Source organism: Klebsiella sp. PL-2018 (genome assembly GCF_019048985.1).
Taxonomy (GTDB): Bacteria; Pseudomonadota; Gammaproteobacteria; order Enterobacterales; family Enterobacteriaceae; genus Klebsiella; species Klebsiella michiganensis.
The window spans coordinates 3,964,693-3,978,088 of record NZ_CP077673.1; the positions used below are offsets into that span (position 1 = coordinate 3,964,693).

The 13,396-nt window shown below is 58.4% G+C and carries 9 protein-coding genes and 1 pseudogene; 4 read left to right on the top strand and 6 right to left on the bottom strand.

The features are described 5' to 3' along the window. Nucleotides 1-78: 78 nt before the first annotated feature. Nucleotides 79-2,376 carry a beta-glucosidase BglX gene (gene bglX, locus MKleb_RS18505; RefSeq protein WP_071846086.1) on the bottom strand — a complete coding sequence of 766 codons (2,298 nt, stop codon included), beginning with the start codon at nt 2,374-2,376 and terminating at the stop codon, nt 79-81. A 194-nt stretch (nt 2,377-2,570) separates the two neighbouring features. Between bglX and dld the strand changes: the two genes are divergently transcribed. Together dld and MKleb_RS18515 are read left to right on the top strand one after the other, a co-directional pair. Continuing rightward, complete coding sequence (gene dld, locus MKleb_RS18510; RefSeq protein ID WP_025106762.1) at nt 2,571-4,313, top strand: D-lactate dehydrogenase; 1,743 nt, start codon at nt 2,571-2,573, stop codon at nt 4,311-4,313. A gap of 97 nt (nt 4,314-4,410) precedes the next feature. Next, nucleotides 4,411-4,965: a GNAT family N-acetyltransferase gene (locus MKleb_RS18515; RefSeq protein WP_004138576.1), complete on the top strand. Its 555-nt coding sequence runs from the start codon at nt 4,411-4,413 to the stop codon at nt 4,963-4,965. 94 nt (nt 4,966-5,059) lie between these two features. On the opposite strand, the gene pbpG is transcribed toward MKleb_RS18515, so the two are convergent. Both pbpG and MKleb_RS18525 read right to left on the bottom strand, forming a co-directional pair. Further along, complete coding sequence (gene pbpG / locus MKleb_RS18520) at nt 5,060-6,007, bottom strand: D-alanyl-D-alanine endopeptidase (protein WP_014230138.1); 948 nt, start codon at nt 6,005-6,007, stop codon at nt 5,060-5,062. A 176-nt stretch (nt 6,008-6,183) separates the two neighbouring features. Further along, nucleotides 6,184-6,771, bottom strand: a complete 588-nt coding sequence (locus tag MKleb_RS18525) for a Yip1 family protein (protein ID WP_004122818.1) — start codon at nt 6,769-6,771, stop codon at nt 6,184-6,186. Between the two features lie 155 nt (nt 6,772-6,926). On the opposite strand from MKleb_RS18525, the gene MKleb_RS18530 reads away from it, so the two are divergent. After that, nucleotides 6,927-7,496, top strand: coding sequence for a DedA family protein (locus MKleb_RS18530; protein ID WP_014230139.1), 570 nt, complete (start codon nt 6,927-6,929; stop codon nt 7,494-7,496). Nucleotides 7,497-7,602: 106 nt separating this feature from the next. Here MKleb_RS18530 and mdtQ read toward each other — a convergent pair whose 3' ends face one another. Next, on the bottom strand, nt 7,603-9,042 hold the full coding sequence (mdtQ, locus tag MKleb_RS18535; protein ID WP_025106761.1) for a multidrug resistance outer membrane protein MdtQ: 1,440 nt from the start codon (nt 9,040-9,042) through the stop codon (nt 7,603-7,605). Between the two features lie 119 nt (nt 9,043-9,161). On the opposite strand from mdtQ, the gene MKleb_RS18540 reads away from it, so the two are divergent. Next, nucleotides 9,162-9,896, top strand: coding sequence for a class I SAM-dependent methyltransferase (locus MKleb_RS18540; RefSeq protein ID WP_025106760.1), 735 nt, complete (start codon nt 9,162-9,164; stop codon nt 9,894-9,896). Nucleotides 9,897-9,959: 63 nt separating this feature from the next. On the opposite strand, the gene ascB is transcribed toward MKleb_RS18540, so the two are convergent. Next, nucleotides 9,960-11,354: a 6-phospho-beta-glucosidase gene (gene ascB, locus MKleb_RS18545; RefSeq protein ID WP_014230142.1), complete on the bottom strand. Its 1,395-nt coding sequence runs from the start codon at nt 11,352-11,354 to the stop codon at nt 9,960-9,962. Between the two features lie 17 nt (nt 11,355-11,371). After that, a pseudogene (bglF, locus tag MKleb_RS18550) lies at nt 11,372-13,343 on the bottom strand (PTS beta-glucoside transporter subunit IIABC). Nucleotides 13,344-13,396 lie beyond the last annotated feature (53 nt).

Here is a 13,396-nt window from a genome sequence, read left to right on the forward strand (position 1 = left end):
CCGATAAATCGGCCTTTGGGGTAAGGAATGCCTGTTCCCGGGTGGCGGCCGCAGCCTCACCCGGGCGACAAATCACCATTACAGCAGTTCAAACTCGCTCTGCTTCACGCGGGCGGAGTCGACGCCGATAAAGACGTTGAATTTACCCGGCTCGGCGTCGTACTTCATCTGCTGGTTCCAGAACTTCAGCGCTTCAACGTCAATCGGGAAGCTGACGGTTTGCGTCTCGCCCGGCTTGAGGGTCACCTTTTTAAAGCCGCGCAGCATTTTCACCGGACGGCTCATGGAGGCGGTAACGTCCTGCAGATAAAGCTGAATCACCGTCGCCCCTTCGCGCTTGCCGGTATTGGTTACCTGCACGCTGGCGGTCACGCTGCCGTCGCGCTGCAGGGTCGGCGCCGACATTTTCACGTCGGAAACGCTAAAGGTGGTGTAGCTCAGGCCGTAGCCAAACGGATAGAGCGGGCCGTTGGCTTCATCAAAGTAGCGCGAGGTGTACTTGTTTGGCTTATCCGCATTGTACGGGCGACCGGTGTTGAGATGGCTGTAGTAGGTCGGGATCTGCCCGACCGAGCGCGGGAAGGACATGGGCAGCTTGCCAGACGGGTTGTAGTCGCCGAACAGCACATCGGCAATGGCGTTGCCGCCTTCGGTACCGGCAAACCAGGTTTCGAGGATCGCATCAGCCTGCTGATCCTCTTTCACCAGCGCCAGCGGACGACCGTTCATCAGCACCAGCACCAGCGGTTTACCGGTCGCTTTCAGCGCGCTAATCAGGGCGCGCTGGCTCGGCGGCAGGGTGATGTCAGTGCGGCTGGAGGCTTCGTGGGCCATGCCCTGCGCCTCGCCCACCACGGCAACCACCACGTCGGACTGCTTCGCCGCCGCCACGGCTTCGTCAATCATCTCCTGCGGCGAGCGCGAGTCAACCTGCACCGCTTTCTCGTACAGATTGAGGAAGTCGACGATGCCTTTATCGTCAGTGACGTTAGCGCCTTTGGCATAGATGATCTTACCTTTGTCGCCCAGCGCATTCTGCAAACCGGTCAGCACGGTGACCGACTGATCGGCCACGCCCGCCGCCGACCAGCTGCCCATCATGTCGCGCTTGCTGTCGGCCAGCGCGCCGATTACCGCGATAGTGCCCGATTTTTTCAACGGCAGCGTATCGAGGCGGTTTTTCAGCAGCACCAGGCTTTCGCGCGCCACTTCGCGCGCTTCTTTGCGATGCAGGCGGCTTTCGGCGTTGGTATCCTGCGGATCGGAATCTTTCGGCCCCAGGTGGCTATACGGGTCGTTAAACAGGCCCATATCATATTTCACGTTCAGCACGTGGCGGGTCGCGTCATCAAGCTCCGCCATCGTCACCTTACCGGACTTCACCAGTCCCGGCAGATACTTGCTGTAGTACTCGTCGCTCATGCTCATATTGATGCCGGACTTCAGCGCCACGCGCACCGCGTCTTCCGGGTCCGACGCCACGCCGTGTTTGATCAGCTCTTTGATAGCGCCATGGTCGGAGACGGTGATGCCTTTAAAGCCCCACTGGTCGCGCAGCACGTCCTTAAGCAGCCAGGCGTCGGAGGTCGCCGGGGTACCGTTGAGCGAGTTGAGCGCCACCATAACCGCGCCGCTGCCCGCATCCAGCCCCGCTTTGTAGGGCGGCATATAGTCGTTGAACAGGCGCTGCGGGCTCATATCAACGGTGTTGTACTCTTTGCCGCCTTCGACCGCGCCGTAAGCGGCAAAGTGCTTGACGCTGGTCATCACCGAGTAGCGATCTGCCGGGCTTTTCCCCTGCATCGACTCCACCATCGCCCTGCCCATCTCGGTGGTCAGGTAGGTATCTTCCCCGAACCCTTCCGAAGCGCGGCCCCAGCGCGGATCGCGGGAGACGTCGACCATCGGCGCCCAGGTCATGTTCAGGCCATCATCGGCCGCTTCGTAAGCCGACACCCGCCCGACGGTGTTCACCGCGTCGAGGTTAAAAGAGGAGGCCAGGCCAAGGCTAATCGGAAAGACGGTACGCTGGCCGTGGAGCACGTCATAGGCGAAAAAGAGCGGGATTTTCAGGCGGCTGAGTTCCATCACCTGATCCTGCATAATGCGGATATCATGGCGGGTCACGGTGTTAAAAATCGCCCCCACCTGGCCTTCTTTGATCATCTCGCGGATGGCCTCTTTCGGGTTATCCGGGCCGACGCTAATTAAGCGCAGCTGACCGATTTTTTCATCCACCGTCATTTTCGTCAGCAGTTCCGTCACAAACGCATCCCGCGCCTGCGGCGTTAGGGGATGATTGCCGAACAATTCATCCGCCAGCGCCGGTTGCAGCGCCAGGCTCACAGCGACGCCTACAGTACAAAGCCATTTCATTTTTATCCCTCATTGTTCCAGTCGACCAGATCGGCGAAAAGATAGCAAAAATCGAAGTCTGCCATAAACATAAACGAGACGCCTGAATAAAGCGCGCGTTGTTCTCTGATTTTTAGAAACATTGATGCATCAAATTGTCATACAAAGCGCTATTCTTATTTTTGATAATTTTGTACCACCACAAGGAGTGGAACATGTCATCTGCAACAACCTATAACAACGCTTTTCTGGCTGAACTCGCCCGTCTGGTCGGCTCGTCCCATCTGCTCACCGACCCGGCTAAAACCCAGCGCTACCGTAAAGGCTTTCGCTCCGGCCAGGGCGACGCGCTGGCGGTGGTCTTTCCCGGTACCCTGCTGGAGCTGTGGCGCGTGCTGAACGCCTGCGTCAACGCCGATAAAATCATTCTGATGCAGGCGGCCAACACCGGCCTGACCGAAGGCTCAACGCCGAACGGTAACGATTATGACCGCGATATCGTCATTATCAGCACCCTGCGCCTGGATAAACTGCATCTGCTGGATAAAGGCGAGCAGGTGCTGGCTTATCCCGGCACGACGCTCTATTCGCTGGAAAAAGCGCTGAAGCCGCTGGGTCGCGAACCGCACTCGGTCATTGGTTCATCCTGCATCGGGGCATCGGTGGTCGGCGGGATCTGCAACAACTCCGGCGGCTCGCTGGTACAGCGCGGCCCGGCGTATACCGAAATGTCGCTGTACGCGCAAATTGATGAAAACGGCAAGCTGACGCTGGTGAACCACCTCGGCATTGACCTCGGCACCACGCCGGAGCAAATCCTCAGCCGCCTCGACGACGAACGGGTTAAAGATGAAGATGTGCGCCACGATGGCCGCCACGCCCACGATCATGATTACGTCACCCGCGTGCGCGACGTGAATGCCGATACCCCGGCGCGCTACAACGCCGACCCGGACCGCCTGTTTGAATCCTCGGGCTGTGCCGGCAAGCTGGCGGTGTTCGCCGTGCGCCTCGATACCTTCCCGGCGGAAAAACGCCAGCAGGTGTTCTACATCGGCACCAACCGCCCGGACGTGCTGACCGAAATTCGCCGCCATATTCTCGCCGAGTTCAACCATCTGCCGGTGGCGGGCGAGTATATGCACCGCGATATTTACGATATCGCCGAGCAGTACGGGAAAGACACCTTCCTGATGATCGACAAGCTCGGCACCGATAAAATGCCGTTCTTCTTTACCATGAAGGGCCGCACCGACGCGATGCTGGAGAAAGTGTCGCTGTTTAAGCCGCACTTCACCGACCGCTTTATGCAAAAGCTGGGTCACGTCTTCCCGTCGCATCTGCCGGAGCGAATGAAAACCTGGCGCGATAAATACGAACACCATCTGCTGCTGAAAATGGCGGGCGACGGCATCGAAGAGGCTCAGGCCTGGCTCGGGGAATATTTCCAGAATGCCGAAGGGGATTTCTTCGTCTGCACCGCAGAAGAAGGCAGCAAAGCCTTCCTGCACCGCTTTGCCGCCGCGGGTGCGGCGATCCGCTACCAGGCGGTTCACGCCGATGAGGTGGAAGATATTCTGGCGCTGGACATCGCCCTGCGCCGTAACGACACCGAATGGTTTGAGCATCTTCCCGCCGATATCGATAGCCAGCTGGTGCATAAGCTCTATTACGGCCACTTTATGTGCCACGTTTTCCATCAGGATTACATCGTGAAAAAAGGCGTCGATGCCCACGAACTGAAAGAGAAAATGCTGGCGCTGCTGAAGGAGCGGGGCGCCCAATATCCGGCCGAGCATAACGTCGGCCATCTGTATGAAGCGCCGGAAAGCTTAAAACGCTTCTATCGCGAAAACGATCCCACCAACAGCATGAACCCGGGGATTGGCAAAACCAGTAAGCAAAAATACTGGGGCGAAGCGCAGGATAAACCGACGAGCGCGACCGAACCGCAATAATCCGCACGGGGGACTGTTCAGCCGCGGGGCTTCTGTATTACGCTGCACGCCGGAGAAATTTCCTCTCCGGCAAACCCGTTTAAGGAATTAACCCATCATGTCCGCAGTGGATAAGCTACACGACGCTGACTTAGAGATCCGCGAAGCGCTGCCCGATGACGCCCACGCTATCGCCGCGCTGTACGTCTGGCACGTGCTCAATGGACGCGCCTCTTTTGAAGAGATCCCGCCAACCGTGGATGAGATGCGCAAGCGAATCAAAACCGTGCGCGATAGCGGGCTGCCGTGGCTGGTTGCCCTGTGGCGCGGCACCATCGTCGGCTACTGCTACGCCACCTTTTACCGCCCGCGTCCGGCCTACCGCTACACCCTGGAAGAGTCGATTTACGTTGAGGCGGGAATGGGGGGACGCGGTATCGGCAGCGCCCTGCTCTCCCGGTTAATTGAGAAATGCGAACAGGGACCGTGGCGACAAATGCTGGCGATTATCGGCGACGGCCACAGTAACGCCGGGTCGATTGCGATTCATAAAAAGTTCGGTTTTAGCGTGGCGGGTCAGCTGCGCAGCGTCGGCTATAAGATGGGCGACTGGCGGGATACCTTGATTATGCAGCGCCCGCTCGGCGATGGCGACTGGACGCTGCCGGAGTAACCCCCCGGCTCGCGCTGCGCTTAGCCGGGCTACGGTACAGCGCGGTTCGGTAGCCCGGATAAGGCGTTTACGCCGTAATCCGGGGAAATGGGGGTTAATCGTTCTGCGCGGTCTGCGCGCCGCCTTTCAGCATCGCATCGGCCATCTGCGCTTCACGCTGCTTTTTATAGCTGAGCGCGGAAGCCGGAACCGGCATCACTTTTCCCGTTTCAATCCACGTTCTCAGGCGGCTGGCGTCGGCGAAGTGAGTATATTTGCCAAACGCATCCATCACCACCAGCGCCACCGGGCGCTGATTAATCACCGTACGCATAATCAGGCAGTGGCCCGCCGCGTTAGTAAAGCCGGTTTTGGTCAGCTGAATATTCCAGTTATCGCGGTAGACCAGATGGTTGGTATTGCGGAACGGCAGCGTATACGCCGGATGGGCGAATGTCGCCATATCTTCTTTGGTGGTGCTCAGCTGGCCAATCAGCGGATACTGCTCGCTGGCGATCAGCAGCTTAGTCAGATCGCGGGCGGTAGAGACGTTATGAATCGACAGACCGGTGGGCTCAACGTAGCGGGTGCGGGTCATCCCCAGCGCCTGCGCCTTGGCGTTCATCGCGCGGATAAAGGCGTCATAGCCGCCCGGATAATGGTGCGCCAGGCTGGCGGCGGCGCGGTTTTCCGACGACATCAGCGCCAGCAGCAGCATATTGCGGCGGCTGATTTGGCTGTTCAGGCGCACCCGTGAATAGATCCCTTTCATTTCAGGCGTCTGGCTGATATCAACGGTCAGCATCTCATCAAGGGGCAGATGGGCATCAAGCACCACCATCGCGGTCATCACCTTGGTGATCGACGCCATCGGGCGAACCAGGTCCGGCTGGCTGGCATAGATGATTTTTTTGCTGGCAAGGTCGACGATCATCGCACTGCCGGAAGCGATATCCGGCTGGGAGGCGGTCACCGCCGTGGAGGTTTTAGCCAACGCCTGGGGCGCAAAAGGCACAGCCAGCAGCAACGTCAGGCTGAGCAAAGAAACTCGAAATTTGGTCATCGTGAACATTCTGAAAAGTATTTTTGCACGTTATGAACGTACGCCGCGGCGCTGGGGTGATGACGCCGCTGGCAAAAATCATCATACCTTGTCAGAACGCGAGCTGGCTAATAAGAATCGTGAACAAATGCTGCATTGCCGACATAAAAATCTATTTATGCCGGCAATGAGTTAAATCAGAAGAGCCGATATCCGTATCCCCAGAGAATAACGGTGATCGCCAGCAGCACTTCCAGCACCAGCACCCCTATCGCCAGAGTCGAGCTGGCGAAGCTCAACCCCTCTTCTTTGTTAATCCCCAGGAACGTGGGAATACCGAGATACAGCAGATAGCCGGTGTAAAGCAGCGCGACGGTCCCGACCAGCGCGCACAGCCACACCAGCGGATAGAGCGCCACGAGCCCGCTGAGGAAAAGCGGCGTGGCGACATAGCCGGCGAAAACCATACAGCGCTTAAGGGAAGGCCGCTGCGGATAGCTTCGCGCCATCCACCAGATAACCCGCCCCATCACCGCAACCCCGGCGAGCATCACGGCGTAAAACAGCACCGCCAGGGCCAGCCCGGTCATCAGCGACAGTTTTACCACCGTGCCGTCGCCGAAGTTCCAGCCCAGCTGCGTGGTGCCGATAAAGGCGCAGATAACCGGAACCGCCGCCATGACCAGCACATGGTGCGTATAGTGATGCGAAACGGTTTCGTTTTCGCTTTTAATAACGCTCATCTCTTGATTAGGATGAGAGAAGAGCCCCCAGACATGGTTCATAGCGTCCCCCTTGTCACGGCGTGGTACAGCACTGATCCAAGTATAATTCACCTTGTAGATTATTTTGTGTACAGCGAGAAAAATGCGCTTCCCCCGCATTTTTATCATCAGGGTGTATGATTAAGGGACTGACGTTTTATGGAGTTAATCTTTATATGGATATCAATAACCTGATTTCCCAGTACGGCTACGCGGCGCTGGTCATTGGCAGCGTGGCGGAAGGCGAAACCATCACGCTGCTCGGCGGCGTGGCGGCACATCAGGGATTATTGAAGTTCTGGCTGGTGGTTATCTCGGTCGCCCTCGGGGGGATGATTGGCGATCAGCTGCTTTATTTACTCGGCAGGCGCTTTGGCGGACGGATTCTGCGGCGATTCGCACGCCAGAAAAAGCGGATCCAAAAGGCCCAGCGGATGATCCAGCGTCGCCCCTACCTGTTTGTCATCGGCACCCGCTTTATGTACGGCTTTCGGGTTATCGGCCCGCTGCTGATTGGCGCCAGCCGCCTGCCGCCGAAGGTGTTTCTGCCGCTGAATATTGTCGGCGCGATTATCTGGGCGTTAATTTTTACCACGCTCGGCTATCTCGGCGGGGAAGCGATTGGCCCGTGGCTGCATCATCTGGATGCGCATCTGAAGCACTGGATCTGGCTGATTCTGGCGGTGGTGCTGGTGGTTGCGGCGCACTGGTGGCTAAAGCGCCGCGAGGCAAAGAAGAAAGAGTGACGAGAGTTCCCGGATGGCGGCGTAAACGCCTTATCCGGGCTACAGACTCCACGGACCGCATGGGCCTGTAGCCCGGCTAAGCGCAGCGCGAGCCGGGGAAACAGAACTACTTCGTCGCCTGATGATACCCGCCGCCCAGCGCGGAGGTCAGCTGGATGCTGGCATCAAGCCACTGGCCGTGCAGGCGCAGCGCGGTGACGCGCTCCTGCAGCGCCGGCAGCTTCGCCAGGCTGACGCGCGAGCCGGAAATAATCCCGGCGTTCATCCGCGCCTGCGCCAGCGCGACCATCCGCTGAGCATCTTTTTCAACCTGCTGCTGCTGCTGATTTTTCGCCATCAGCGTTTCCATCTGGCTGGCGGTTTTCGCCACCTGATTAACCGCATCGACCACCGCTTTGTTGTACTTCGCTATCGACAGGGCATTTTGCGCGCTGGCGATATCCAGATTCGCGTTCAGGCGGCCGCTATCAAAGATCGGCAGGGTCAGCCCGGCGGTGACGCCCATCTGCTGGGCAGAGTGGCGGAACAGATCGCTAAGATGCAGGGCATCCTGCTGCAGGAAGGCCATCAGGTTGATATCCGGATAAAACGCGGCTTTCGCGGCATCAACTTCGCTTAATGAAGCCTCGATATACCAGTGCGCGACCTGCAGGTCCGGGCGTCGCGCCAGCAGCTCATAGCCCAGCTGGTTAGGCATTTGCGCGCTGACGGCGGGTAAATCCGCCGGATGAAGATTCAGCGCCTGGCTCTGGCTGTTGGTCAGCGCCATCAGCCGCGCTTCAATCTCCTTCATATTGCCCGCCACGTCGGCGAGCTGCTGATCGGTTTTACTGACGTTAATATCGTTCTCCGCCCCTTCGGCCGAGTTGGTGATCCCGCGTTGATACAGCGCAGTATCCACGGTAACGACATTATTCTGTTCGCGCTTCACCTGCGTCAGCACGTTTTTAATGGCCGCTTCGGTCTGCCACTGCCAGTAAAGGCGGGCGACGCTGCCGGCCAGCAGTTCGCGGGTCTGGGCTTCTTCGGCAACCTGAGCTTTGACTTCACCGATGCGCGCTTTAAGCAGCGCGCGGTTTTTACCCCACAGGTCCAGATCCCATCCGGCGGTCAGTCCGAAGGTACCGTTGGTGTACCACGGCCCGGTATTGCCGTCGGTATCGGTGGCAAACGGCCCCATCAGCCCCTCGGAGGACATTTTCTGCCGTTCAATATCGGCGGAAAAATCCAGGTTCGGTCCCAGGCTGGATTGCGACATCCGCGCCTGCGCTTCCGCCAGCCTGATGCGCTGTTCGGCAATCTGCATGTCCGGCGCATTGGCTAAGGCACGCTGAATCAGGCTATTGAGCTGAGGGTCATGGTAATCCTGCCACCAGTTGCTCTGCGGCCAGCCGTTTTTCACGGCGGCGGGCAGTTCCGTTGCGACGTGGGATGCCGGGGTTTGCTGCTGGAGCGGCTTGCCAGTATCGTGCGATGGCGCGCAGCCCGCCAGCGCGATAACCAGTGGCAGGCCAGCCAACGCACGTTTGCTCAAAGTCAGGTTCATGAAATCGGTCAGATGATTAAATAAGGTCGGGTATATTAAGCTACTTGCATCCTTGCCGTTTAGTAAAGCGTGTGCCGTAACTATTAGCAGACTAAAAATAAACTTCTCATGGAGTGACAATGAGTCAGAACATCTATGACGATCCCGCTTTTTTTGCCGGATACGCCACCCTCGACCGTTCAGTCAAAGGGCTGGAAGGCGCGCCCGAGTGGCCGACCCTTCAGCAAATGCTTCCGCCGTTATCCGGTTTACGCGTCGTCGATCTTGGCTGCGGCTACGGCTGGTTTTGCCGCTGGGCCCGCGACCAGGGCGCCGCGCAGGTGGACGGGCTGGATCTCTCCAGCCGAATGCTGGAGCGCGCCCGCGAAATGACGGAGGGCGAAGGTATCCGCTATCGCTGCGAAGATCTTCAGACGCTTACCCTGCCCGCCGATAGCTGCGAGCTGGTCTATAGCTCGCTGGCGCTGCACTATCTGCCCGACGTGGCGCCGCTGTTCGCCACCGTTTACCGGGCGCTGACGCCCGGCGGTACGCTGCTGTTCTCCGCCGAGCATCCCATCTATACCGCCCCGCCGCGTCAGGGCTGGCAGGAAGATGAGAACGGGCAGAAAAGTTGGCCGGTGAGCCACTACCAGCAGGAGGGCGAGCGCATCAGCAACTGGTTTGCCGACGGGGTGAAAAAGCAGCACCGCAAGCTGTCCAGCTGGATAAACCAGCTGATCGCCGCCGGTTTTATCATCGAGCATCTGGATGAGTGGGGACCGACGGCGGAGCAGATTGCCGCTCAGCCGGCGCTGGATGAAGAAAAAGAGCGGCCGATGATTTTTCTCCTGCGCGCGCGCAAGCCGGCGTAATACGCAAAAAGGCCCGGAAGTTATCCGGGCCATAAGGCTGATGTTAGCTTCGTGCTCAGGGCATTACTCTTTTAAGCTGCCGCCGTTGGTGGCGATTACCTCTTTATACCACCAGAAGCTTTTCTTGCGGCTGCGCGCCAGGGTGCCGTTGCCTTCATCGTCGCGATCGACGTAGATAAAGCCATAGCGTTTGGACATCTCCGCCTTCGACGCGCTCACCAGGTCGATAGGTCCCCAGCTGGTGTAGCCCATCAGCTCAACGCCGTCCTCTATTGCCTCACGAGCCTGCACCAGATGGTCGTTAAGGTAGCTGATCCGGTAATCGTCGTTGATGCTGCCGTCGGCTTCCACCTTATCCTTAGCGCCCAGGCCGTTTTCCACGATAAACAGCGGCTTCTGATAGCGATCCCACAGCACGTTCAGCAGCGTGCGCAGGCCGAGGGGGTCAATCTGCCAGCCCCACTCCGAGCTTGCCAGGTGCGGGTTCGGCACCATGCTGAGAATATTGCCGCGCGATTTTTTGTTCAGCTCTTCGTCGGCGGTCACGCAGCCGGTCATATAGTAGCTGAAGGAGATAAAATCAACGGTCTCTTTCAGGGCTTCGCGATCGGCATCGGCGATCTCAAGGCTAATGCCGTTGTCGCGGAAATAGCGCAGCATATAGCCCGGGTAAGCGCCGCGGCACTGGACATCGCCAAAGAACTGCCAGCTGCGGTTCTGCTGCAGGGTTTCAAAAATATCGTCCGGTTTGCAGCTCAGCGGATACATCAGGCCGCCGAGCAGCATGTTGCCGATTTTGCCCTCAGGCACGATGTCATGGCAGGCCTTAGCCGCCAGCGCGCTCGCCACCAGCTGATGGTGAATAGCCTGGTAGACTTCAGCTTTGCTGCTGTCGGCCGGCAGACCGACGCCGGTCATCGGCGCGTGCAGGGACATATTGATTTCATTAAAGGTCAGCCACAGTTTGACCTTCGCCTGGTAGCGCGCAAACACCGTACGGGCGTAGCGTTCGAAGAAGCCAATGACTTTGCGATTGCCCCAGCCGCCGTAGTTTTTCACCAGCGCCCACGGCATCTCATAGTGGGACAGGGTCACCAGCGGAGTAATATTGTGCTTCGCCATTTCATCAAACAGCTTATCGTAAAAGGCCAGCCCGGCTTCGTTTGGCTGCGCCTCATCGCCCTCAGGGAAAATACGCGCCCAGGCAATGGATACGCGCAGGCAGTTAAAGCCCATCTCGGCAAAGAGGCTGATATCCTCCGGATAACGATGGTAAAAATCGATGGCAACATCTTTTATGCCGCTATCGCCAGGCACGCGTTCTACGACGTCGCCAAATACGCCGCGCGGCTGGACGTCAGAAGTGGTTAATCCCTTCCCGTCTTCCAGATAAGCGCCTTCAACCTGGTTTGCCGCGGTCGCGCCGCCCCATAAAAACGCCTGTGGGAATGTCTTCATTCATCTCTCTCCTGTGATTAACGGCTTACGGACAACAGCGGCTGACCGGCATCCACCGCGCTGGCGGATACGATGTCGAGAGCACGAAAATCGTCGCTGTTGCTGATAATAATGGGCGTCGCCAGATCGTAACCGGCGTTCAGAATCGCCTGACGGTCAAACTCCAGCAGCAGATCGCCCGCTTTGATTTTGTCGCCCTCTTTAACGTGGGCGGTGAACGGTGCGCCATCGAGCTTGACGGTGTCGATGCCCACGTGGATGAGCAGCTCGATTCCGCTATCGCTCAGCAGACCGATGGCATGTTTCGTCTGAAAAATCGAGGCGACCTCGCCCGAGAACGGCGCAATAACTTTGCCCACTGAGGGGATAATCGCTACGCCCTGGCCAAGTAAACCGCTGGCGAAGGTACTATCGGGAACCTGATCCAGCGCCAGTACGCTGCCGGTCATCGGCGCCAGGATGTCGTTTTCCGAGGCCGGAGCCACCACAACGGCCGCCTGTTCAGCGGTGCTGCGCGGCAGCCCGGCGACTAACGTGAGCGCGCAGGCGATAATTAAAGCGGCAACCGTCCCCAGCGCGCCGCCCCACACCGTGGCGTCAATGCCCTGCGGCGGGATCATCTGCGCCAGGGTGAAAATATTACCGAAACCGAAAGAATAGACGTGGCTGTCGCTAAAGCCGACAATCGCGCCGCCGATGGCGCCAGCGACGCAGCCGAAGATAAACGGACGGCGGAGCGGCAGATTCAGCCCATAAATCGCCGGCTCGGTCACGCCGAAGATCCCCGCGGATACCGCCGAGCCCGCCAGCACTTTTTGCCGCGCATCGCGGGTGCGCAGGAAAATCCCCAGCGCGGCGCCAACCTGCCCCATCACCGCCGGCAGCAGCATCGGCATCATTGAATCATGGCCAAGCACGGCAAGGTTGTTAATCATTAACGGTATCAGGCCCCAGTGCAGCCCAAAGATGACGCACACCTGCCACAGCGCCCCCATCGCCGCGCCGGCAAGCCAGGGCGCAACCTGATAGATAAGCTGATAGCCGTTGGCCAGCTGCTGGCTCAGCCAGGTCGCAACCGGGCCGATAATCAGAAACGTGAGCGGGACGACCACGGCCAGGCAAATCGCCGGGGTAAAGAAGTTCTTCATCGACGAGGGCAGTATCGCGTTGCTGCGCCGCTCAATCCAGCAGCTCACCCATGAGGCGAGGATAATCGGGATGACCGATGAACTGTAATTGATAAAGGTCACAGGAATCCCAAGGAAATACTCCGTCGCGGCGTCAGGCACCATACTGGCTTCAAAAGATTGAATCATCAGCGGGTGGGTTAACGCGCCGCCGATCACCATGGTAATAAAGGCGTTGCCGCCAAATTTCTTACCGGCGGTATAGCCGAGAAACAGCGGGAAAAAGAAGAACAGCGCATCGCTGGCGGCAAACCAGATTTTGTAGGTTGCCTGCTGCGTCGTTAACCAGCCGCAAACCACCGCCAGCGCCAGCAGCCCTTTGAGGATCCCCGAGGCCGCCAGGACGCCGATAAACGGGGTGAAAATACCGGAAACCACGTCGATAAGCTGGCCGATAATCGACACTTTTTCGCCTTTCACCGCCACCGGCTCGCTGTCATCCGTCAGTCCGGCTTCGCTGCGCACCGCCAGCCAGACATCGTGCACGTGGTTACCGATGACCACCTGAAACTGGCCGCCGCTTTCCACCACCATGATGACGCCAGGATTCGCCTTCAGTCCTTCGGCATCCGCCTTCTTGCTATCTTTGAGCTTAAAACGCAGCCGCGTTGCGCAGTGAACCAGACTCACAATATTCTCTTTGCCACCAACCCGGCTGAGAATATCCTGCGCGAGTGCTTTATATTCCATGCTGTTTTTCCTTACTTCCGCTGCCCGCAGGCATCGTTAACTGAGTATTAAAAATAAAAAAACCCGAGAACAACGCCGTGTAGGCGTTGCGCTCAGGTTTTGCCTGCGTAATGCAGTAACAATCCAGTTGTAGCGCGGGAGCTATGCGCCAGGCCCGATCGGCGC